Origin of the sequence: Neorhizobium sp. T7_12, from assembly GCF_002968535.1 — a bacterium.
In the GTDB taxonomy this organism is placed as follows: domain Bacteria; phylum Pseudomonadota; class Alphaproteobacteria; order Rhizobiales; family Rhizobiaceae; genus Neorhizobium; species Neorhizobium tomejilense.
The window spans coordinates 60055-82094 of the sequence record NZ_PVBK01000021.1; the positions used below are offsets into that span (position 1 = coordinate 60055).

A 22040-nucleotide genomic window follows, 5' to 3' on the forward strand; every position below is an offset into this window, starting at 1 on the left:
AACAAGCACCGGCGCATTGGCCGGGCTGGGTCGAGGAAGTGGAGTGGATGGTCTTCAGTCAGTCTGGATAAAGGCGCCGATGCGCTGCCCGGATCGCCGCAAATGCTGCCTGGAATTCGGCGTTGCCGACGACGTCGGAGAGATCCATCGTTGTCGCGATGTTGAGGCACGCCACATGGATTTCGTCGTCGGTCACCGCCGCCGGCGACAGTGCACCGAAACTGCGGTCGACATCCAGCACGGCGACGATCGCATTGCGGACCTGGTCTTCCTGTAGGCGAGCGAGGATATGGCTTGCCTTTGCTGGATCGACAGGCTGATCGGGGTCCGGCGCGCGGGCAAGAATGGCTTGGCCCCGCGCAATCTCCCAAGCCGAACGTGTGAGCCAGTCGGGTGATGGCGGCCGCGCCGCATGCGCGTCGTCGAAGAAGATCTTCAGCAGGCCGAGCAGGATCTCGAAATGACGTGCACGTCGCTGGACGGCTTCATCGAATTGCGGCGGCACCGGCATCGACGGGCCGGTATAGGCGCTATGCGTGCCTTGCCAGACGCCGGTGACATGAACTTCGCCGGACGATTCGTAGTCTTTCTCGGCGATATCCCAATTGTCGTCCTCGATGGCCGCGCGGCAGGCCGTCTCGAGCGTCTCGGAAGGATAGGTGCGATGCCGGAAAATCGGCAAAAGGTAGGTGGTTTCGATCGTAAAGTCGGGCATTGAACTGCTCCTGAAACTGGAAGCAGCCCGGCCTCCTTTCGGAGCCGGGCCGTGGGTTGATCCCAAAAAACGATTATCGGGCCGCGTCGAGGTGCTGCTGCTCGCCGATCTCGTCCGTCGGCGTGGACACATCATTGGCATCGCCGGTCAGGAATGCCGGAAGATCGAGTTTCTTGGTCTCGTCGGCACCCTCATTGGAAACCTCGCCGGTTGCGCTGGTCGCCTCGTCGACGGAAGCGACCTCTGTGGCGAGACGGAGAGGTTCGGGAAGCCAGCCGCTGCCGGTCATCAGCCGTTCGGCCTCGCGGGCCATATCGGCCTTCTTGAGCTGGCCGATCAGCTCCGCCGATTGATCGCCTTTGGCCTCGCGGACCGCCTGCAGAATGCGAACCTTGGTGACCCGGCCGAGATAGTTGTCGACCGTCGGTACCCAGCCGGCCTCGATCATGCCGAAGCCAATCGAGCGGGCCAGGAGATCCGCATGCGCGAGTGCGCGAGTGCGCTTGTTCCACGGCTCGATAACTGCGTTGACCGACAGCGAGGCGCAATGCGCGAACAGCGCCTGACGGCTCACCTCGTCAAGTGCGATCAGAAACGCCCAGAGGTCGTTTGGCTCCTTGGGAAGATCATGCCCCCAGGCCTCCTGCCGCTGGTCGATTTCCTTGGCCCAAACAGTGTCGCCAAGCCCGGAGGTCTGGCTGAACCGAGCACTTTGCAATGTCAATTCCAGGCAGGAGTCCGAACCGTAGAGATAGAAGGTCTTCAGCACGAAGGCATGTAGCACGGCGATGAAGGCCATGAGCGGATCGTTGGCAAGCGCGTTGCGCAATGCGATGGTCCGTGCCGCGGTCAAGTCGAGAACAAGGCGGTCGGGAAGCGGCTTGATTGCGTCGTCATCGTCGTCGGCTTGATCGACCACCTCGCTCGGTGCAGCGGCCGCGGCTGCGGACGAGTTGCTGTCTCCACTGCCGTCGGCCTCGCTTGAAGCGATATCTGCCCGTTGCTCGTCTTCGGGGCGTACGAAACCGCGTTCGATCTTGAGTTTGCCACTGGCGGCGAGCGAGATGAAGACGCCACCGCGGAGAACATCTTCAGGATCGAACACATACGGCCGGTCATTCAGCCGATCCAATTCGGCGCCAAGCTCTTCGAGCTTCTGTTCTATCGCCTCCGAATATTCGCTGGCCTCGGCATATTCGGCATCGAGCCTATCGAATTCGGCGCGGATGGCGTCATGGCGCGCCAGCTCCTCCTCCTCGGTCATCTCGACCTGGGTGCCGTAGACGCGGCGAAGACCGGATGCGTGGCCATACGCGAAGTCGAAGGCCGTCTCGACCCATTTCCAGCCCTCGGCCGACCGGACTGCCTCGGCGTCAGCCTTGAGTTTTTCCATGGCAAGCTGTTCCAGCAATGCCGGATCCTGCAGCCATCCGCCCTGATCCTGCTCGAACAGGTCGCGCATCACCACGCCGCCGGCTGCTTCATAGACGTCGATGCCGACATAGACGGCGCGACGGTCGACGGCACGGACCGCGATTTCCGTTAGCAGGCGTCGGATATAGTAGGGCTCCCGGCTATGCGAGCGCGAGATCGCATCCCAGACCTGCTCCTGGCGAACGTGATCGTTGGAAATCGAAAGCGCCATGATCTGCTCAAGCGTCATCTCGTCTGCGGCATAGAAGTCGAGAAGTCTTGGGGAGACGGAAGCAAGCCGTAGGCGCTGTTTTACGGTTGCGACCGAGACAAAGAACCGCGCGGCGATTTCTTCCTCGCCAAGCCCCTGCTCCCGAAGCGTCTGGAAGGCGCGGAACTGGTCGAGCGGATGCAGGCTGACGCGCTGGACGTTCTCTGCAAGGGAGTCCTCGACCTCGAGCGTGTCCGCCTTGCTGACGATACAGGGGATGCCTGCGATTTTTGCCAACCGCTTCTGGGAAACCAGCCGTTCAAGCGCACGGTAGCGCCGGCCGCCGGCGGGGATACGGTAGATGCCGGTCTCGTTGCCATCCCCATCAAGCTCAGGACGAACGTTGAGACCGGTCAGAAGACCGCGACGGGCGATGTCTTCTGCCAACTCCTCGATCGAAACGCCGGACTTTATCTTGCGGACGTTCTGCTGGCTGAGCACCAGCTTGTTGAAGGGAATATCGCGGGCTGCACTGAGGGTGATGATGTCGATGGCCTGTGCCATTTCGGTTTCTCCATGACGGACCGGTTGGAGCCTCTCTCCAACCCTCTCAATCCGTCGCGGAATCCCCTTCCCTCCTCTCCCTCTGGAACCCTCCACAGGTGAATCCGCGCCGATCCCTCCCCACGTTCCGGCCGCCGATGTAGGAAGAGCCATTCAAGCATGCGTCAGTTTCTGGGAACCACCTTCGGTCCGGCCGAGTTGGAACTCTCGATGCCATGCTCTAGAAATGGGCCAACCGACGCGGGCTGCTCTTTTCGACGTCCCTGGGCCATCGAGACAGGCCTTCGGCTGTTTGGCCCGCGGATTCCGGCCTCGCTATCGCTACGCGTCGAAGAACTCCTTGGCCAGGTTCGCGACATGCCGGAAGGCGGCGTCGGCGGCCGCGCGGCGAGATCCGGCAGGAGCGCTCAAGCACCGGGTTGAAGAACAAGGCCCCAAGATCGCCACGGAAGAGGTACTGCATCTTAAGAAAGCGGCCATAGAACGCGCGATCGGCGAACGGGCGCCCGCATGATAAACCTGTCGAGGTGCTCATGCGCGTCGCGCGTCGCGGCCTTCAACCGTCTGTCCGGCTTGCCGGGGCGAGTACGGTGTCGTGCATCAAAGGTCCTCGTTTTTTGTTGGCATTGCCAAAGGTCAGCGGCAGGACCTCATTCCTCTCGGAACGCCCTGTTGATCTGGTCGGAAAGCGGTTTCACAAGATATGAAAGGGCGGTTCGATCTCCGGTCCCAATCATGGCTTCGGCCGGCATGCCGGGAACAAGCGACAGGTCCTTAAGTTTGCTGATTTCCTCGTGCGGCACCGATATGCGGACCAGATAGTAGGATCGTCCGGTGCGCTCGTCGACGGTGAGGTCCGCGGCGATACGACTGACATAGCCGTTCAGTTCGGGTGTGGTGCGCAAGTTGAAAGCCGACATGCGCAGCACGGTCTTGTGACCGGGCTGGATCTGGTCGATATCCTTGGGCGCGATCTGCACTTCGAGCGCCAGGTCGTCGCCTTCAGGAACGATCAGCATGATCGGGTCGGCAGGGGCGACCACGCCTCCTACCGTGTGGACGGCAAGCTGGTGGACGATGCCGGATTGAGGCGCGATGATGTCGATCCGACGCAACTCGTCCTCAGCGGCGATCTTGCGCTCGACATATTCGCCGAACTGGGCCTGCACTTCGCGCAGTTCCCTGCCAACCTCGGTTTTCAGGTCCTGGTCGACCTGGAGGATCTGCAGCCGCGTCTCGGTGATCCGGCCGGCCGCCTGCGCCTGGTAGGCGATCTTTTCCCCTCGTTCCCCGCCATAGGTCGCAAGCTGCGTCTTGAGGCCGTTCAAGCGCTGATCCGAGACGATGCCCTTTTGCCTGAGGGCAGTGAGGGAACCTATCTCCTTGGCTAGAACCTCGATCCCTTGCTGGTATGCATCTTCCTGAGCCCTGAGGCCTTCTATCTCATGCTCGTACTGGGTGATGCGCTCTGCAAGCTGGGCTTTTTTGCCTTTTCGAGACTGGGTCCGGAAGTCGAATAACCGAATTTCGCTATGGATCGCGGAACCGACATCGGCATTGTCGCGACGTGCCAGCAGCCAGTCGGGAAAGACGATCGCCGCCAGATCGTCGCGTTCGGCCTCCAGCCGCGCCAACCGGGCCGCAAGCTCGTCCAGCCGTTTGGTCACGATGGCTAGATTGGCGCGCGTCTGGGTCGCATCGAGGCGCATGACGATGTCGCCGGCCTTGACCGCGTCACCCTCGCGGACCCGGATGTCGCCGACCACACCACCGGTCGAGTGCTGCACCTTCTTGACATAGGAATCGACGACAAAGTGCCCCGAAGCGACGACCGCACCGGATAGATTGGTGACGGAGGCCCAGGCTCCTGCCCCGCCGACCAGGGCTGCGCTTGCCAGCAAGGCGACCATCAGGTGGCGTCGGATCGAGCGGGAGACACAAAAATTCGGATCAAGGTCGGACATCGGGTTCCTCGCTATCTGCATGATCTTGCCCGCCCGCAACCATAGTCTCGGTCGCGGGATGCGCCGGATTTGCGATTACCCGCAGGGGCGATATGCCGAAAGAGGTCGAGAAGAAACCGTCGCCGGACGGTCCCGATGGCCGGGACCCTTTCAGGACCTTGGAAAGGACCTCGTCGCGTGGCCCGAGGGCTTTTTGCCGACCGTCGTCCATCACCAGGACATGATCGACGGCGCCGATGGCGCTTGGGCGGTGGGCCACGACGATGGCAATGCCTCTTCGCTCACGCACCGCCGCGATCGCCCGGATGACGGCGGCTTCGCCCTCGGCATCGAGGTTGGCGTTCGGCTCGTCGAGCACGACCAGGAAGGGATCGCCGTAAAGGGCGCGCGCCAGGCCGATCCGCTGCCGCTGGCCGGCCGAAAGCGCTGAGCCTGCCTCACCGATCGGCGTTTCATAACCGCGCTCGAACCGCAGGATGAGGTCGTGGGCGCCGGCCGCCCTGGCGGCCGCGACAATGGCGGCTGGATCCGGCTCGTCCTCGAAACGGGCGATGTTTTCGGCAATCGTCCCGTCGAATAGCTCGACGCCTTGCGGGAGGTAGCCGACATGACGTCCGAGCCTCTCGCGATCCCACTGGTCGAGGCTGGCGCCGTCGATCCGGACTTTTCCGGCGGCCGGCAGCCAGGCGCCGACAATGACGCGCGACAGGGTCGATTTCCCCGAACCGGAGGTGCCGATGATGCCGAGCGCACTGCCCGCCTCTACGGTGAACGAGATGTTGGCAACGGTCGGTTTCTTCTCTCCGGGCGGGATGATCGTTATGCCCTCGAGACGCAGTTCGCGCTCCGGCGCTGGCAGCGACATGACGCAAGGCGCTTCAGGAAGTTTGGCCAGCAGGATCTTGATGCGCGCCCAGCTCTGTCGCCCCAACAGGAAAGGTTTCCAGCTGGAAATCGCAAGATCGACCGGCGCCAGCGCCCGGCCCATCATGATCGAGCTGGCGATCATGACCCCGGCCGTGACCTCCTGTTCGATGACGAGATAGGCGCCGACCGCGAGTATGGCCGATTGCAGCACCATGCGCAGCGATTTCGATATCCCGCCAAGGTCTCCCGCGACATCGCCGGCTCTGCGATTGGCGGCAAGATATTCCGTGTTCGTCCTTTGCCAGCGCGCGGAAATTCGCTTGCCAAGCCCGAGCGCCTGAACGATCTCGGCATTGCGGCGGGCTGCCTCCATAAGACCGTTTCGCGCCATGTTATGGGTAATTGTATCGCGGATCGGTTTTTGCGAAAGCACATTGCCGATGAGCGTCAGCGAAATCAGGATGAGCGCGCAGACGAGGGCGGTGACGCCGATCCAGACATGGAACAGGAAGCAGATCCAAAGGTAGAGCGGCATCCATGGAAGGTCGAAAAATGCCGTTGGACCGCCGCCGCCCAAAAATCCCCGGACATTGTCGAGATCGCGCAGCGGCTGCAGGCCGTCTCCTGGCATCCGCGTCAGAAGCGGCAGGCGCACGATAGCGTCATGAACGCGGCGGGACATTTGTCCGTCAAACCGCTCGCCGATCCTCAACAGCACGCGCGCCCGGAGGATGTCGAGCAATGACTGGAACGCATAAAGTCCCGCCGCAAGAACGGCGAGCCCGACGAGCGTCGGCACGCTGCCGCTCGACAATACCCGGTCGTAGACCTGCAGCATGAACAAAGGCGACGTCAGCGCCAGCAGATTGATCATCCCGCTTACCATGGCAATCGCGATAATGCTGTGCTTGAGATTGAAGGTGACCGCCGCAGCACGAGGCTGCGACGGTACCTGCTTGGATGAGCCAAACATGTCTGATCCGCGTTAGACGAATTCGAAATTCGAGGCGGACAGGTTTGCGACCGTCACTCCCGTCAACGTGATCGATCCATAGGAACCGAGATCGATCACCGCGCCGGATGCTGTGTTAGATGTCGCCGCGATGATTTCGGCATAGGTGTCGTAGGCTGCATTGTTCAACCCGATGACGATCCCCTCACCTGCGGCATAGTTGAAATCGGCGATCGTGTCGTCGCCGATGACCGAGAATGCCGTATCGAGCAAGCCAGCGCCGCTGAGGTCGAAGATGAACGAGTCGAGCCCGCCATTGCCCGTGAGGACATCATTGCCTTCAAAACTGTAAAGCGCATCCGCGCTGGAAGTTCCGTTCTGTGCGGTTCCGACTTCCGCGAAATAGTCGTATAGCCCGTCAAAGGACTGGCCGAAGAAGGTACCGCCTTCGAGAGCGCCGCCGTGTGAGAGCGAGTAAATCGCTTCATTGAAGGTGCCGGTTGGCGCGGCGCCGCCGAAATCGATCGACAGATCGACGCCGGTCAAGCTCGACCCTGATGCGGTATTATAGCTGTAGCCCGTACCAAACTCCATCGTGTCGAGATCGCTGGTACCCGCCAGCCCGCCCTGCGCGTAGTCGAGAGGGCTCCCCTCAAGAACCACACCGTAGTCGGCGGTGTTGCCCGCACCCCAATTGGTATGGGTCGAGCTGGTCGGATTATCAAACGCACCGTTGCCATTGTACGGAGCAAAACCGGCACTCCACACCTCTTCGAAGTAATAGAGCAGATCGCTGCTTGCCGATGTCAATGAAAGGACTGCAGTCATTTGCTTTCTCCTTGGGTTAGTTCAAATGTCCGCCCCTTGGCGAACCCCGGATCCGCGACAGAGGGCTGCCGCCGAAATTCTAGAATTTGACGTTGAGGGAGAGCGTGGCCGTCCGCCCCGGTGCCGGAAGCGTTCGATAGCCAAGCGCCGGAACGTAGGCGATGTCGGCGACATTGTTGACGGCAACCCTGAGCGTCGTCGTCTCGTTGAATGTGTAGGAGCCATAAAGGTCCAGCAGCGTATATTTGTCCGTCTTGTAGTTGCCCGCCAATTGCCCGTAGGCGGGTTCGCTGTCTCCGACATGGGTGACGCGGGCGCCGACCGTCAATTTCTCTTCCAGGAAGCGTGCTCCGGCGTTGACGGTAAACCGTGTCTTGGGAGGTACGAAGAGAGCGGCAGGTGCAGCGTCGAAAGACTGACCGTTGTAGCTGTAAGCGGTGGGGAATTCCGCATCCAGCCAGGTGAACGAACCGCCGACATAGTAGGAACCGGCATCGTAATTCGCCTCAAGTTCAAGCCCCTTCATGCGGGTCGTGCCATCGAGGTTCACGAAAGAATCGTAGTCCATCGCCGTTTCAGGACGATAGACGTTCGTTCCGAAGGAAATGTAATCGTCGATTTCACGGTAGAAGGCGACGGCCTTCATCCGCAGCGTATCATCGCCGGAAAACATGCCATCGAGCGAGATATTGGCGCCGAGCTCGTAGGTATTGCCGCTTTCCGGCTCGAGGAAGGGATTTGGGGCATACTGGATGGGCGTCGTGTTCGGATGCGCGCCGCTGAACAGCGACTCCATCGCCGTCGGGGGACGATAGCTGCGGGAATATTTTGCGAAAGGCTGCAGCCAGTCGGTCGCCTTCACCGCGATCATCGCGGTTGGCAGGAAGGCTCCGCCGGAACGGTCGATATCGGTTTCCACGGGGTAGTAGGTGGTAACGGTGCCGCCAGGTCCCCACCTCCTGCAAATTGTGCCTGCAGCGTTCCACTGGAGGCAAACGCGCGGCGTCGTGGTCGTTTGCGAGCCATAAAACGACGTCGAGCCGCGAAGATGATAATAGTCATAGCGAAGGCCGCCCGAAACCATCAGCCAATCGTCATGCTCCAGCGTCGCGTTGGCAAATCCGCTGATCATGTCGCGACGGCCTGCCGGGTTGGTGCCGGTATAGGTCAATGAATAATCGATGCCGTCCTGGACCATGAATGGCGTGCTGGACTGGCCGTCGTCCTGAAAGGCTTCGACGCCGTAATTGAGGGAGAGCAGCCCGGTTGCGGTGTTGAAGCGACTGGTGTTTTCGATGCTGGCGCCATAGGTGGCCAACCGGTAATCGACCGGCAGGGTCCAGTCTTCCCCGTTATAGACGCGGTTTCGCATTTCGTCGTTCTGGGTGTGATTGTACCAGAACCGGGCCTTAAGATCGATCAACTCGCTGTCCGGATCCCATTCGAAACCTGTCGTGAGCGTGTTGTTGACGACATCCTGGATATCTTCGCCGCCGGCGCCGGTGTTTTCCGCTGCTCCCTGACTCGACTGCGAGTCGTTGCGCAACCAGGAGAGCGAAAAGTTCAGGTCGTCCGTGAGATTGCCCTCGGCTTTGAAGAAGGTATTGGTCGATTCCTGGCCCGTGAATACCAACGTGTCGTCACCATCCGTCACCTCGCCAGTCAGTTCGACATCGCCGTTCTTGCCGATCTTGTACGCACCGATATTTTTGTGGCTCACACCGCCAAGAAGCGAGAAGTCTTCCGAAAGGCGAACTGCGCCGACGACCGATCCGTCGAAATTGAATCCGTTGCTGCCGACAGTGCTGTTGACTTCGAGACCCCAATCTTTTTCGCCTTCAATGAGGTCGTCTGCAACAAGCGTGCGGAAGTTCACCGACCCGCCCAGCGCCCCCGCGCCACCGACGCCGGAAACGCCGCTTTTCTCGATATCGATTTCGCGAATGAATGCCGTATCGACATAGGTCCGCTGGCTTGCGCCATGACCATTGCGCTGGAAGTTCTGTCGGGCGCCATCGATCATCGTGACCACGCGGTTCTGATCCTGAAGGCCGCGGATGTTGATGCTCATGCCCGGGTTCTGGCCTTCGGAGCGGTTGACCAGGACGCCGGCGACGTTATCGAGAAGATCGCGGGCATTTCGCGATGGCGCCTTCTTGATCGCTTCGCGCGATACGACGCTGACGCTCGATGGTGTTTCATAGACCCAGTCCGGCGTTCCCTGAAAACCCGATCCCGTATTTGCCCGTCGAGCTGACCTGATGATGATCGGCGCCAGAACTGTGGAACTTTCATCCGCGGCGTCCGTGCTGACCGAATGCTGGCCACCGATCAACGCCGCCCGGTTCCCCGTAAACCAGAAGGGTATGCCGGTTCCGGCCAGCATCTGCGCCAGCGCCTGTTGCGGCGACATGGTGCCGCGCACCGCGTTGACGGTAATGCCTCTCGGCGCATCACTCGAGGCCTGCGTAACCTGAAAGCCGGACTGGCGATTGAAGGCAGACAAGGCGCCGGCAAGCGGTTGCGCTGGAATGTCGAAGTTGTGCGTGTCTGCCCGACTTGTCGTCGGTGACGCTCCGCCGGTCTGGTCCTGTGCAACGGCATAACCTGCCAGCCACAAGACAGTGAAGGCGGAGCTCCACAACATCACCCTGCAGAGGAGCCCCCTGCCCCTGCTACGAATTGCCCTTGCGTCCGCCCCGAATGCCATAATACCCCAAGTCTCTCCGTCTTCAGCCCGCCATCCGGGGGGCCTTCGACTTAGAGACAATTGGGCAATGCCAGATTTCCGCGGAAACTTTCACTTTTCCGCTAAATCATGAATATTATTATCAACTTTGTTTAGAGGCGGGATATGACCCGGACGTAATCGGATATTTTGCGAACTTTTCCGCCATACGGGTCGACCAGTGCACCGAGGGCCTGATCGGGGGCGTTCAGGTCGTAGATCCCGCTCACTCTCCGGTTCGCAAGGCTCCGGTCGGGGATGGAGATCAGAGCCGGATGGTAGCGCTGAATCTGTTCGATGACCGAACCGATTGTCTGGTCGACGACAAAGAGCCTGCCTTGCCTCCAGGAGCCGATATCGGCGATAGCGACGGCGGACGCCGTAACGCCACCACTTGCGTGATCAAGCGTCAACATGCCCCCGGGGGCAAGCACGTGTTCCGTCGCGCCGGCTCTGTCGGGGGAAGCCTTGACCGCGCCACGAGCGAGGGCGACCGCCGTCTCATCGCCACCGACGCGGACGTCGAAGGCGGTTCCCAGAACCTCGACCTTCAGTCCACCTCCTTCGACAGTGAACGGTCGCGTCTTTTCGGGCGCGATATCGAAGAACGCTTCTCCCTTGAGCAGGATGACGCCACGCCTGTCGCCGGAAAATGCCAGCGCCATGGCACTATCGGCTGCAAGCACGACGGAGCTTCCGTCTTCAAGCGTTATACTTCGGCTTTGGGCCGTGTCCGTTACATAATCCGCCTGCAGCCGGATAAGCAGTGAGGGACCGGCCAGGAGCAGAAGACAGAGTGCCGTGCCGGTGAAGATTGCAGCGCCCACAAGTCTGGAGGTCAGGCTGAATCGGCGCATGGGCGGTGCGCCTGCGGTGAGCGGTAAGGCTTCTCGAACGGCTGGTGGCATCTGCCCCAACGCCTGCCACATCTCGCAGGTTTCCTGCCACTCGCGCCGGTGCTCCGGTGCCTCAAGGAGCCAGGCTTCGAATGCCGATCGCAGGCTCGGATCCTCTGGGCTTTCACGGATCAGGATAAGCCAATCCGTCGCCTGGTCGGACAGCGTCCTCGTTTTTGAATCGATGGTCATACTGCCAGCTTTAAATCACGCAGAGCGTTGTTCCCTGTTCTTACTCTATAGACACTCAACCCGCTCGAAATTTCCAGGGGCGCATGTTTTTTTCTCGAGGGCCTTTCCTCAACTCAGGGCCCGCGCGACATTTCTTCCTTGATCATCCTCATTGCATCGTTGAGCAGTCGATGAACCGAGGTTGTGGAGAGATTGAGAATTTCGGCAATTTCCTTCAATGAGAGGCCGTCGAACCTGTACATTTGCAACACCAGCCTGGCTCGTTCCGGCAAGGCATCGACAGTTGCCGCGACCGTTTTGACGCGCTCATGAAAAAGCAGACTATCTTCAGGCGTATCGTTGGGCATCGGCAATGCCCACCACGGAATGTCAGGAGACGCCACCGATTCTTCAAGTTTCCTGCGCCGCCGCCTGTTGAAGGAAAGATTGCGGACGATCTGAAAGAGATATCCCTTGTGCGAAACGCTTTCGCCAGTTTCGCCGGGGACGAATTTCAGGTAGGCGTCCTGGACAACATCTTCGGCTTCAGCCCTCGAACCAACGAGCGGCGTCGCGTAGTCGACAAGCGCCTTGCGATTTTGCAGGTACATTGCGTACCGCTCGCCATTTTTTCCTATACCCATTCCAAGATACTCAAAACATATGCAGTCTTGCAGGCGCTGTCGGCGCAGTTGATCGACTGTTCTCAATCCGAAATTTCGATCAATCGACAAGATTTGCAGGAGCTATATCACTCCTACTGATCGCCGCCAATAAACTTGAGTGTATTTATCATGATTCCTTGGGCTGGTAGTCGATGAACTCGACAAAGCGGACGTTATTTCTGTTTACCGGATATCAGATGCGGGACGGCAAGGTATGCGGAGCAACCAGCGGCCCGGCCTTTTTGGCGCCGATTGCGGACTACAGCTTTTGGCAAGCTCATTCCACACAAACCCGACCTGAGGGCAGAGCCCGGCCGGTAGCCGATCTTTTTGACCATGAGTGGCTGGGCCTGGTGATAAACTCTGCGGGCATGTTTCTGATGTCGGTCGCCGCCTATTGCGAAAGCCTCTTCGGAGTTCTCGGCGCAACCATGGTGATCGCCGTCGGTTTCGTGCCGGTCGTGCTGACGACAACCGGCCTGATCGTCGGAAGCGCGCCGCCGGAAAAGTCCGGCTCCGCCTCGGCGATTTCGGAGACAAGTGCCGAATTAGATCTATGCCCGCGCAAATATCGACGAGCAGGCCGTTGCGGCTGCTCATTGAAAAACGCAGGAGATTGTTCTTGATGTCCCGGTAGGCCAGATTCATCGACTTGTCCCTTCGGCGACCTTCGCGGCACGGCCGATGCGCAGTCCACTGCGCAATGTCGTGAGGATGAGGGCGTGCTCGGGGACACCACCGGTGATCTCAATACGACCGTCGAGCAACCGGTGCCCAAGTGTCACGTTGCGCTGCTCCAGGGATCCATCCTCGACGGTCCATACGGTCCCTTGATTTTTGCCGAGGCCGATGATGGCCGCCTCCGGGACCAATAGGGCCTGCGGAATCCGAACGGTCGTGATGTGGGCCTCAGCCTGCTCACCGAGATACAAGTCGGCGGGCGGCGTGTCGAACGTGATCTCGACCCGCCGCTCCTCGTTGACCCGGTCGCTTTCCGGCTGGATGCGCGCGACGTGGCCGGCGATACGCTTGCCAGGCTGAGAACGCAGCACGATCTCGGCGGGTTCGCCGACGGTGATCTCGCCGGCCTTGCTCTCGTCGACGTAAGCGAGCGCCCACACGGTCTTTGGGTCGATCAGCGTGAACACCGGTTCACCGGCGCCGAGCGCCGAGCGCCGAGCCGAGTTCCCTGAGGCGCGTGGTCACCATGGCATCGTACGGCGCCGCGAAGGTGTAGAAGTCCAATATGGTTGACTGCAGTTGCTGTTGCGCTTTGGCGTCGCCAATATTGGCCTTGGCCACCAGGCGATCGCATATGCGTTCCCTGCGGTTGGGATGGAGAGAGCTCATGCTATCTTTGCTGCGCCTCGGCCGCGATACGCGCAATGATCTCGATCAACTGCGGCGTCTAGCCGGATTGCTTGAGTCCTACTCACACTGCATTCTTCAGCCAGCTCCGGAGCGCACGAAAACTCTCCGACCTTAGTTTCGGTTCGGCGAACACGAAGGCGTAGTGTTCCCGCACCGTGTGGTCAGCAAAGAGAGGAATGAGCTGCTCCTCCGCCAGTTCCTGCCTGACAAGCTTCTCGCGCACTATGGCAATACCCAGCCCTTCAATCGCAGCCGTCAGCTCGAGGCCTGAACTCTCCAGATCGATGAAGCGAGCGTTCGCGAATACCCGCGCGGCGCGAATTCCGAGCCACAGCTCCCAGTTGCGGGTGAATTCTGCGGAGCGCAGCAGCACGTGCCGCTCAAGGTCATCCGGTGTTTCAAGCGGCGGCGCGCGGCGCAGATAGGCTGGACTGCAGATGGGCATGAGGTTGGCGTCGGCCAGCACCTCGCAGAGGAAACCCGTGCGGTTCATCGGCTTGCCCACATAGATCATGCCGTCCAGAGCCTCCGTGTCCTGATTGCCGGTCACGAAGCGCACATGGATGTCGGGATGCCGTGCATAAAGACTGCCGAGTGCCGGCATGATGCATTTCTGCAGGAAAACGCGCGGGCTTCCGATCACCAGCGGCCGTTGCTCTATACTGATGGAAATATCGCTGGTGACCGCGCGAATATCACCGAGAGAGGCATGGATCCTGGCCCAGTAGACTTCTCCGGCCGGAGTGAGGGCGATCTTGCGATGCATGCGTTCAAACAGTTCGGATCCCAGGAAGGCTTCGAGGTTCTGGATCTGCCGGCTGACTGCACCGGGTGTCAGACAAAGCTCCTGCGCCGCCTTGGCGATGCTCGCATGCCGGCCGACCGCTTCGAATACAGGAAGCGAGGTCATGGGCGGTAGATCGCGTCTGCGTTTTCCCGTCATAGGCTCCTCCTGCATCGTTATACGAATTGATTGAGAAATACTCAATCGAGCGGAGAAAAATTCGATTTTTCGACGGCGGCGGCGGCGCTAGGGTCTAGAACCTGAACAAAGTGGGGGAGGACCATGAAAAGTTCATCATTGGCATTGATGTGCCTGACACTCGCCGGCGGAACCGTGCTTTCGTCGCTTCCGGCATCTGCGAAGCAATTGCGCGTGGGCCTTTCGGCGCTGGCAACGTCCGTCGATCCGCATTTCCATCGCGCCGGCTACAATTTCGACCTGCGCGAAAACATTTCCGACGCCTTGGTCTACGCCAACGGGGTTAACGGCGAGGTGGAGCCGCGGCTGGCGAAATCCTGGGAAATTCAGGGGGATACCAAATGGGTCGTGACGCTGGAGCCCAAGGCCAGGTTCGACAGCGGCAAGACGCTGAGTGCCGATGACGTTGTCTATTCGCTCTGCCGGGTGCGCAACGTACCGAACAGTCCTGGCCTTTTCAGCAGCTTCATCTCAACCGTCAAAAACATCAGGGATGCCGGCGGCGGAAAGATCGAGATCGAGACCAAGAAGCCGGATCCGAACCTTCTGCGCAACCTGAGCTATATCGGTATCGTCGAAAATCCGACCGGCCGAATGCTGACCTATGACGAAAAGAACTGCGGCAACGACAACTGGCTGGCGACGGGTGATTTCAACGGCGGCAAGACCTCTGCGGGCATAGGTCACTACCGGGTGAAGAAGTTCACCCCGGATGTCGAGATCGAGCTTGAGCGCAACCCGCAATATTACGGCGCGGCTGCAGGCTATGAAACGGTTCTGGTCAAGTCCTTGCCGGACAACAGTGCCCGTATTGCGGCGCTGCTCGGCGGTTCGGTCGACGTCATCAACGCCGTCCCGATCAACAGCGTCGACAGCATCCAGACCTCCGGCAAGTATCATCTCGCCTCAATGCCGTCGACGCTTCTGATTTTTCTTCTGCCCGACCAGGGCCAGGAAAAGACGCCGAAGGTCTCCGGCACGGATGGCAAGAACCCTTTCCTCGATCCACGGGTCCGAAAGGCGCTGAACCTGGCGATCAACCGCGAGCAGATTGCCGAAACCGTGATGGGCGGCATGGCTCAGCCTGCAAGCCAGATTGTCGTCGACGGCGTATTCGGTCACGATCCAAACCTGCAACCCTATGCCTACAACCCGGCCGAGGCCAAGCGACTGCTGGCGGAAGCGGGCTATCCGAATGGCTTCTCGCTGACGCTGAACGCCCCGAGCGACCGTTATGTCAACGGCGCGCAGGTCGCCCAGGCCATAACCGCCATGCTTTCTCAGATCGGCCTGAACGTGACGTTGGAGACCTTCCCCTTCAGCATCTACTTCACCAAGGCGAGCGCCTATGAATACAGCCTCTACCTTGCCGGCGCGGCCGCCGATACGGGAGAAGGCCTGAGCCAGATGATCAATCTCGCCGGCTCGCGCAATCCGGAAAAGGGCTGGGGCGGCGCGAACCGCGGGCGTTATTCCAGCAAGATCACCGACAAGGCGCTCGAAGACGCCCAATCGACGCTGGACGATGTCAAGCGGGAGGAACTGTTGCGTTCGGCCGTGGCGCAGGTCCAGAAGGACGACGGTTACGTGCCGCTCTATCACGAGTTCGGCGTCTGGGGTGTCCGCAATGGCGTCCGTTACGAGGCCAATACCAACCTGACCAACATCTTCTATACCGCCCGTCCGGAATGAGGCGCGATATCGGCAAGGCCGGGATCCCAAACCGGCCTTGCCGCCAATTTCATGAAAGCAAGGCGTAAGATGGGTGCTGAATTCAATGACGCTCTGACGTCGCAATACGACTATCGGGGGCTGCGGGACGCATTCGCATCCACGGCGATGTACCAGGCATTTCTCGATGTCGAACGCGCGGTCGCGCTGGCACAGGGGGAACTGCTGATGATCCCGGCGGCGTCGGCCAAGGTGATCGCCGACAATTGCCGTTGCGAGCTGCTCGACTTGCAGCGCCTCGACGCGGGTTATCGAACCACGCGTCACCCGCTGATGCCGCTCATCAATGAACTCGTCCGGATCTCCGGACCTGAACACGGTGGCTACGTTCATTGGGGCATCACCACCCAGAACGTCATCCAGACCGGGCTGCTTTTGCTTGCCAAACGCGCCCAGGTCGTCATCGACGGGTTTCTCAACGATATCGTTCGCCATCTCGGCGGCCATGCCCGCGCCCATGCCAACACGATCATGGCCGGGCGCACCCATTATCGGCATGCCGTGCCGATCACCTTCGGTTTCAAGGTCGCCGTGTGGATCGAAGAATTCCTGCAGGCCATGGATCGGCTGAAAGAAGCGGAAGCGCGGGCCTTCGCAGTCATGAGCGGAGGAGCGGTCGGCTGCTTCTCGGCGCTCGGCAGGCAGGGGCCGGTTTTCCAGTCACGGGTGGCGGCTCTGCTCGGCATGAGTGAAATGGCCATTCCCTCGCGGGCGATCCGCACGCATATCTGCGAATACGTCAATGCCCTGACGCTGATGGCGTCGATCTGCCACAAGATCGCGGAAGAGGTCTATCTGAGCTCGTCGGAGGAATATGGCGAGGTCAGCGAGGGCCGCGTGGAAGGCTCGATCGGCTCGTCCACCATGCCGCAAAAGATCAACCCGATCCTCTGCTACGGCATCATCGCCAACAGCAACAAGCTCTATTCCTGTGCGGGAATGCTCATGGCGAGCGCCCATCGCCCGTTCGAGTCGGATGGCAGCGCCAACCAGATGTTCGAGGACGGACTGGTCGAGGTGATCGCGGCCGTCTCCGAGATAGTCGTGCGTACGGAGCTTCTGGTGCGTGACCTGATCATCGACAAGCAGCGAATGCGGGTGAATCTGGACCTGTCCGGTGGCGCCATCTTCGGCGAGTTTGCCATGATGCAGCTGGGCGGCCTCATCGGCAAGCACAGGGGCCATGAACTCGTGCATGAGGCAGCCATGGCAGCTGCGAGCGGCGCTGCGCCGTTCATGGAAGAACTGGCGCGCCTGCCGGGCGGCGAAACGGTGCGCGCCGCCATAGAAGACCGCCTGGCGGCCGGCAGCGCGGGAGGAATCTGCGTCGAATACGCCTTGCATTTCGGTGCGCTTGTCCGGGATATCGGCAGCGGCACCCTCCCGACAGCCGAGCAGCGCCATATCAACGTCTATCTGAAGGCCGAAAGCTGATGCTGTCCTTCGTGCTGCAGCGGCTGTTCCAGAGCGTCATCGTCGTCCTGATCATGTCGATCGTCCTGTTCGTCGGCGTCCGCCTGATCGGCAATCCAGTGGATATCCTGATCTCGTCGGAGGCTTCCGAGGCCGACCGGGTGGCGGCCGTCACAGCGCTTGGCCTCGACAAACCGCTCTGGGAACAATACGTAATCTTCCTCGGCAATGCCGTGCAAGGCGACTGGGGGGCATCCTTTGTCTATAAGGAGCCGGTCGTGGGCATCCTGTTGCAGCGCCTGCCAGCCAGCCTGGAGCTCGGCCTCGTCGCCTTCATTCTTGCCGTCGGCATTTCCATTCCCGCCGGCCTTTATGCCGGGTTGCGGCCGCAATCGCTGCTCGGGCGCGGCATCATGGCCTTCTCATTGATCGGGGTCAGTATCCCGACCTTCTGGCAGGGCATGCTGTTGATCGTCGCATTCGGCATCGCCCTGCCGATCCTGCCCGTGGGCGATCGCGGTGAACTGGCAACCCATTTCGGCATCACCTCCAGCCTCTGGACGCTCGACGGCTGGTCGCATGTCATCATGCCGGCCTTCAGCCTGGCGCTCCTGAAAATGTCTCTGCTGATGCGCGTGACGCGGGCCGCGACCATGGAGATCTGTCGGCTTGACTTCGTCAAGTTCGCCTATGCCAAGGGCGTGCGAAGCAGGTCGGTGGTGGTCGGCCACATTCTCCGCAACGCGCTGGTGCCGCTCGTTACTGTGACCGGCATCGAACTCGGCAATCTGCTCGCCTATGGCGTCATCACTGAGACGGTGTTCTCCTGGCCGGGCTTGGGCAAGCTGCTCATCAATTCCATCAAAGTGCTCGACCGGCCGATGATCGTAGCCCAGCTTACCTATACGGCGCTGCTCTTTATCGCCATCAACTTCATCGTCGATATTCTGCACATGATCATCGATCCCCGCGTCAAATCCGTTCTGAGGCGGCGTGCGGCATGAGTATCGCGAGTTTTCAGGATTTCGCGCGGCGCTTTGCCGAAAGCCGTTCCGCTGTCATCAGTCTGACGGTGAGCCTCGTCTTCGTGTTCTGTGCCATTTTCGCGCCGTTACTTGCGCCGACCGACCCGTATGACCTGACGCATCTGCAGCTTTCCGACGCATTGAAGCCGACCGGCTCGAAGCGGATGCTTCCGGGAGAGGAGGTCCGCGTCAATATCCGCGTCAACAATGGCGCGATCACCGTCCTGCCTGCCTCACCGACGAAGACCCGGCTTTCTTTGGCGGCCTCTTCGTGTGGTCCGAACTGTCTGACTGTCAGCGTCGAACCCACGGCCGCCAGGCTCGGGAGCCTGCAGGTCCGCAACCTGCCGAACGGTGCGACGATCGAGGGTGCGAAGAAACATCCGATCCAGCCTTGGTGGACGATCGACAATCCCAAGAGCAGTGAGGTCAGGATCACCTCCGCGACCTCCTTGCCGGCAAGCTTCACGCTGCTCGCGATCGCCAAATCGCTCGATCAGGAAACCGATTTCGTCTTTCGGCTCGGCACGGACAATTTCGGCCGCGACATGCTCTCGGCCATCCTTTACGGCATCCGCATCAGCGTCGTGGTCGGGCTGGTGGCCGCGGGTGCGGCCATGGTGCTCGGGACCGCACTCGGCTTGTTCGCCGCCTGGCAGCGCGGGGTGACGGACGCCATCATCATGCGCGCCGTGGACTTCATGCTCGGCCTGCCGGCGCTGCTCATCGGCCTCGCGATCCTCGCCATTCTCGGCAATGGCGTCAGCAAGGTCGTGCTCGCCATCGTCATCGTGCAATGGTCCTATTATGCCCGCACGGCGCGCTCCTTCGCCATGAGCGAACTCGGCAAGGAATATGTCGAGGCGGCCCGCTGCCTGCGTCTTTCGCCGGTGCGCATCATGCTGCGCCATGTCCTGCCGAACTGTATGCCGCAGATCATCGTGCTGTTTACCTTGAACATTGCCGCGGCGATATCGATGGAGTCCTCGCTGAGCTTCCTCGGCGTCGGCCTGCCCCTGACGCGGCCCTCGCTCGGCATGCTGATCGCCAGCGGCTATGAGTTCATCTTTTCGCAGAAATACTGGATCAGCATCTATCCCGGCGTCGTGCTCCTGGTGATGATCGTTGCCATGAACCTGCTCGGCGACCGTCTGCGCGATCTCAACAATCCGCGGCTCGACCGCTAGAGGAAGGCCGGACAGTGAGCGACACGTTTTTCTTCAAGGTCGATGGCCTCAATACCTGGTTCTTCACCCGCAAGGGCACCATCAAGTCGGTACGTGACATCTCCTTCGAAGTCGCCCGCGGCGAGGTTCTCGGCATCGTTGGCGAATCCGGGTCTGGCAAATCGGTGACGGGGATGTCGATCATGGGCCAGATCGACGAGCCCGGTCGCATCGTATCCGGTTCGATCAGCCTCGACGGCCAGGAACTGACCGGCCTCGATTTCGAGGAGATGCGCCATTATCGCGGCAACCGCATCGCCATGGTCTTCCAGAACCCGCTGATGACGCTGAACCCGCTGATGCGGGTGCGCGACCAGATGTACGAGGCGATCAGCGCCCATGAAAGCGTACCCCGCAAGGAAATGTACGATCGCTGCATTGAGGCGCTACGATCAGTCGGCATCCCATCGCCCGAAGAACGGCTCAACGCCTATCCGCACGAGATGTCGGGCGGCATGCGCCAGCGTGTGGTCATCGCCATTGCGCTTCTTCTTGGGCCGGACCTGATCATTGCCGACGAACCGACCACGGCGCTCGACGTGACGATCCAGGCGCAGATCATCTACCAGATCCGCCGCCAGATCGACGAGCGAGGGCTCGGCATGATCTGGATAACTCACGATCTTTCGACGCTTTCCGAACTCGCCGATCGGATCATGGTCATGTATGCCGGCGCCATGATGGAGATCGGCACGACCGAGGAGATCATCGGCGCCGCCCGTCATCCCTATACCCGAAAGCTGCTCGAGTCAGTTCCCTCCCGCAACGCGCCGGGAGAAAAACTGAAGCAGATCCCCGGCAACATGCCATCCCTTCTGACGCTCGGCGAAGGCTGTCCGTTCGCCAACCGCTGCGAGCGCATGACGGACATCTGCCGCCAACCGGTGCAGGCGAGGCAATTGTCTGAGACGCACCGCATCTGGTGCTATCACCCATTCGAGGATTGATGCCGTGAACGAGATGATTTTCGAAGCAAAAGACCTGTCACGCAGCTTTGCCGTTGGAAGCTCACCGTTGCAGGACTTCACGGACCATTTCCTGCGCAACCGGCAGCCGGCCGTCCTGCGCGCGGTGGATAATGTTTCGATGACGTTGAACGAGGGCGAGACGCTGGGCGTCGTCGGCGAGTCCGGCTGCGGCAAGTCGACGCTCGCCCGGATGATCGCCGGGATTCTTCCAGCCTCTTCGGGTGAACGGCGCTTTCGCGGCGAAGATTACGACAGCTTCCTGAGGCGCAAGCGGGACGCGCTGAAAGTCCAGATGGTTTTCCAGGACCCGATGTCCTCGCTCAATCCGCGCCTGCGCGTCGGGGAGATCGTCGGCGAAGCGGCGGTCCTGCACGGACTGGTGCCGCGCTCGCGGGTGAAGGATTATGTGGTCGACATCCTTGCGCGCGTCGGCCTCCCGGCGGACAGCGTCGGCCGCTACCCTCATCAATTTTCCGGCGGCCAGCGTCAGCGCGTCGGCATCGCCCGGGCGCTGGCTGTGAAGCCCGACATGCTGATCTGTGATGAGGCGGTGGCCGCGCTCGACGTGTCTGTTCAGGCGCAGATCATCAATCTTCTGCTGGACATTAGGCGTGATAGCGGCCTGGCGATGATCTTCATCAGCCATGACCTCGGCGTCATACGCCATCTCTGCGATCGCGTGGCCGTCATGTATCTTGGTCGCGTGGTGGAGCTTGCCAAAACGTCGGAACTTTTCGCATCGCCGACGCATCCCTATACGCGCATGCTGCTGGACGGGATGCCGAAAATCTCGGCGCAACGCCGGCGGTTCATGCCGATCCAGGGCGAGATACCCTCCCCGCTTAATCCGCCATCCGGTTGTCACTTCCATCCGCGTTGTCCGATGGTGACCGACCATTGCCATCGGGTCCGGCCCGAGTTGCGAGAAATCGAACCCGGGCATGTCCATGCATGCCTAAATGTGGAGCCGCATTCCAAGAGATTGTAAACAGAGAAGCTTGCCGCGCAGGGCCTGCGATCGGAGGTGACGATCGAAGAAGCAAAACGCTTTGCCATGCCAGCACTTCGGAAAAGGACACCCTGATCGATGATATCGACTGTGACCGCCGCCCCAAGATTGTAGTGCCCCAACCCGCAAGGAACATGAGCCTTGGTCCTTTCGTATTCGGTCGATGAACATTTCAAAACGAATAATCATAACGGAGAAATCTGTCGGGAGGGATTAGAGCGTTTCCGCCTTTTTCTGAATCGTGGTCGATTCCCAAATCAGTTTTGATCTGATTCATTGGTGCTGGCTGGATGGAGGCCAGCATCTCATGACGGCACCTTTATCCAATGATCTTCGCGAGC

General features: G+C 60.5%; 18 protein-coding genes and 1 pseudogene. 7 read left to right on the top strand and 12 right to left on the bottom strand.

Translation table 11 applies throughout. The features are described 5' to 3' along the window. Positions 1 to 58: 58 nt before the first annotated feature. The 9 genes and pseudogenes from C5J26_RS28080 to C5J26_RS28115 all read right to left on the bottom strand — a co-directional run bounded on the left by C5J26_RS28080 (position 59) and on the right by C5J26_RS28115 (position 11953). A complete protein-coding gene (locus C5J26_RS28080) occupies positions 59 to 715 on the bottom strand; it encodes a hypothetical protein (protein WP_105404760.1) in 657 nt (218 codons plus the stop codon). Positions 716 to 788: 73 nt separating this feature from the next. Next, complete coding sequence (locus tag C5J26_RS28085) at positions 789 to 2903, bottom strand: ParB/RepB/Spo0J family partition protein (protein ID WP_105404761.1); 2115 nt, start codon at positions 2901 to 2903, stop codon at positions 789 to 791. Positions 2904 to 3553: 650 nt separating this feature from the next. Beyond that, entirely contained in the window at positions 3554 to 4867 is a 1314-nt protein-coding gene (locus tag C5J26_RS28090; RefSeq protein ID WP_105404762.1) for an HlyD family type I secretion periplasmic adaptor subunit, read from the bottom strand. Next, on the bottom strand, positions 4854 to 6707 hold the full coding sequence (locus C5J26_RS28095) for a type I secretion system permease/ATPase (RefSeq protein ID WP_105404763.1): 1854 nt from the start codon (positions 6705 to 6707) through the stop codon (positions 4854 to 4856). Before C5J26_RS28095 ends, C5J26_RS28090 begins: the two co-directional genes overlap by 14 nt. Before the next feature lie 12 nt (positions 6708 to 6719). Beyond that, complete coding sequence (locus C5J26_RS28100; RefSeq protein ID WP_105404764.1) at positions 6720 to 7514, bottom strand: hemolysin; 795 nt, start codon at positions 7512 to 7514, stop codon at positions 6720 to 6722. 79 nt (positions 7515 to 7593) lie between these two features. Beyond that, positions 7594 to 10161 (bottom strand): TonB-dependent receptor, encoded by a 2568-nt coding sequence (locus C5J26_RS28105; protein ID WP_245441303.1) that lies wholly within the window; start codon positions 10159 to 10161, stop codon positions 7594 to 7596. Positions 10162 to 10355: 194 nt separating this feature from the next. After that, a complete protein-coding gene (locus tag C5J26_RS28110; RefSeq protein ID WP_245441304.1) occupies positions 10356 to 11099 on the bottom strand; it encodes a FecR family protein in 744 nt (247 codons plus the stop codon). 84 nt (positions 11100 to 11183) lie between these two features. Further along, positions 11184 to 11330, bottom strand: a pseudogene (locus C5J26_RS33745) (FecR/PupR family sigma factor regulator); the annotation flags it as partial. Between the two features lie 113 nt (positions 11331 to 11443). Next, positions 11444 to 11953: an RNA polymerase sigma factor gene (locus C5J26_RS28115; RefSeq protein ID WP_172746140.1), complete on the bottom strand. Its 510-nt coding sequence runs from the start codon at positions 11951 to 11953 to the stop codon at positions 11444 to 11446. Positions 11954 to 12126: 173 nt separating this feature from the next. On the opposite strand from C5J26_RS28115, the gene C5J26_RS33750 reads away from it, so the two are divergent. Next, on the top strand, positions 12127 to 12600 hold the full coding sequence (locus C5J26_RS33750; RefSeq protein ID WP_371681959.1) for a hypothetical protein: 474 nt from the start codon (positions 12127 to 12129) through the stop codon (positions 12598 to 12600). 18 nt (positions 12601 to 12618) lie between these two features. On the opposite strand, the gene C5J26_RS28125 is transcribed toward C5J26_RS33750, so the two are convergent. From C5J26_RS28125 to C5J26_RS28135, 3 genes are all read right to left on the bottom strand, one after another. Then, positions 12619 to 13122 carry an efflux RND transporter periplasmic adaptor subunit gene (locus tag C5J26_RS28125; RefSeq protein WP_105404767.1) on the bottom strand — a complete coding sequence of 168 codons (504 nt, stop codon included), beginning with the start codon at positions 13120 to 13122 and terminating at the stop codon, positions 12619 to 12621. A 4-nt stretch (positions 13123 to 13126) separates the two neighbouring features. Continuing rightward, positions 13127 to 13324 carry a hypothetical protein gene (locus C5J26_RS28130; protein ID WP_105404768.1) on the bottom strand — a complete coding sequence of 66 codons (198 nt, stop codon included), beginning with the start codon at positions 13322 to 13324 and terminating at the stop codon, positions 13127 to 13129. An 82-nt stretch (positions 13325 to 13406) separates the two neighbouring features. Then, complete coding sequence (locus C5J26_RS28135; RefSeq protein ID WP_172724073.1) at positions 13407 to 14288, bottom strand: LysR substrate-binding domain-containing protein; 882 nt, start codon at positions 14286 to 14288, stop codon at positions 13407 to 13409. Between the two features lie 123 nt (positions 14289 to 14411). On the opposite strand from C5J26_RS28135, the gene C5J26_RS28140 reads away from it, so the two are divergent. The 6 genes from C5J26_RS28140 to C5J26_RS28165 all read left to right on the top strand — a co-directional run bounded on the left by C5J26_RS28140 (position 14412) and on the right by C5J26_RS28165 (position 21678). Beyond that, a complete protein-coding gene (locus C5J26_RS28140; RefSeq protein WP_245437455.1) occupies positions 14412 to 16019 on the top strand; it encodes an ABC transporter substrate-binding protein in 1608 nt (535 codons plus the stop codon). A 69-nt stretch (positions 16020 to 16088) separates the two neighbouring features. Continuing rightward, positions 16089 to 17492, top strand: a complete 1404-nt coding sequence (locus tag C5J26_RS28145) for a lyase family protein (protein WP_172746143.1) — start codon at positions 16089 to 16091, stop codon at positions 17490 to 17492. Next, the gene (locus C5J26_RS28150; RefSeq protein ID WP_105404772.1) at positions 17492 to 18475 is read left to right on the top strand and encodes an ABC transporter permease; all 984 of its coding nucleotides are present in this window, start codon (positions 17492 to 17494) and stop codon (positions 18473 to 18475) included. Before C5J26_RS28145 ends, C5J26_RS28150 begins: the two co-directional genes overlap by 1 nt. Then, on the top strand, positions 18472 to 19683 hold the full coding sequence (locus C5J26_RS28155; RefSeq protein WP_105404773.1) for an ABC transporter permease: 1212 nt from the start codon (positions 18472 to 18474) through the stop codon (positions 19681 to 19683). The genes C5J26_RS28150 and C5J26_RS28155 overlap by 4 nt, the downstream gene beginning before the upstream one ends. Positions 19684 to 19697: 14 nt before the next feature. Beyond that, a complete protein-coding gene (locus C5J26_RS28160; protein ID WP_105404774.1) occupies positions 19698 to 20669 on the top strand; it encodes an ABC transporter ATP-binding protein in 972 nt (323 codons plus the stop codon). Positions 20670 to 20682: 13 nt separating this feature from the next. Then, entirely contained in the window at positions 20683 to 21678 is a 996-nt protein-coding gene (locus C5J26_RS28165; protein WP_105404780.1) for an ABC transporter ATP-binding protein, read from the top strand. Positions 21679 to 22040 lie beyond the last annotated feature (362 nt).

Excerpts from the sequence above, each read along its gene's own strand:
- C5J26_RS28130 (WP_105404768.1), bottom strand. The coding sequence starts at position 13,324 with ATGAGCTCTCTCCATCCCAACCGCAGGGAACGCATATGCGATCGCCTG.
- C5J26_RS28100 (WP_105404764.1), bottom strand. The coding sequence starts at position 7,514 with ATGACTGCAGTCCTTTCATTGACATCGGCAAGCAGCGATCTGCTCTAT.
- C5J26_RS28115 (WP_172746140.1), bottom strand. The coding sequence starts at position 11,953 with ATGGGTATAGGAAAAAATGGCGAGCGGTACGCAATGTACCTGCAAAAT.
- C5J26_RS33750 (WP_371681959.1), top strand. The coding sequence starts at position 12,127 with ATGAACTCGACAAAGCGGACGTTATTTCTGTTTACCGGATATCAGATG.
- C5J26_RS28085 (WP_105404761.1), bottom strand. The coding sequence starts at position 2,903 with ATGGCACAGGCCATCGACATCATCACCCTCAGTGCAGCCCGCGATATT.
- C5J26_RS28165 (WP_105404780.1), top strand. The coding sequence starts at position 20,683 with ATGATTTTCGAAGCAAAAGACCTGTCACGCAGCTTTGCCGTTGGAAGC.
- C5J26_RS28105 (WP_245441303.1), bottom strand. The coding sequence starts at position 10,161 with ATGTTGTGGAGCTCCGCCTTCACTGTCTTGTGGCTGGCAGGTTATGCC.
- C5J26_RS28110 (WP_245441304.1), bottom strand. The coding sequence starts at position 11,099 with ATGCGCCGATTCAGCCTGACCTCCAGACTTGTGGGCGCTGCAATCTTC.
- C5J26_RS28140 (WP_245437455.1), top strand. The coding sequence starts at position 14,412 with ATGAAAAGTTCATCATTGGCATTGATGTGCCTGACACTCGCCGGCGGA.
- C5J26_RS28095 (WP_105404763.1), bottom strand. The coding sequence starts at position 6,707 with ATGTTTGGCTCATCCAAGCAGGTACCGTCGCAGCCTCGTGCTGCGGCG.
- C5J26_RS28080 (WP_105404760.1), bottom strand. The coding sequence starts at position 715 with ATGCCCGACTTTACGATCGAAACCACCTACCTTTTGCCGATTTTCCGG.
- C5J26_RS28155 (WP_105404773.1), top strand. The coding sequence starts at position 18,472 with ATGAGTATCGCGAGTTTTCAGGATTTCGCGCGGCGCTTTGCCGAAAGC.
- C5J26_RS28150 (WP_105404772.1), top strand. The coding sequence starts at position 17,492 with ATGCTGTCCTTCGTGCTGCAGCGGCTGTTCCAGAGCGTCATCGTCGTC.
- C5J26_RS28135 (WP_172724073.1), bottom strand. The coding sequence starts at position 14,288 with ATGACGGGAAAACGCAGACGCGATCTACCGCCCATGACCTCGCTTCCT.
- C5J26_RS28145 (WP_172746143.1), top strand. The coding sequence starts at position 16,089 with ATGGGTGCTGAATTCAATGACGCTCTGACGTCGCAATACGACTATCGG.
- C5J26_RS28090 (WP_105404762.1), bottom strand. The coding sequence starts at position 4,867 with ATGTCCGACCTTGATCCGAATTTTTGTGTCTCCCGCTCGATCCGACGC.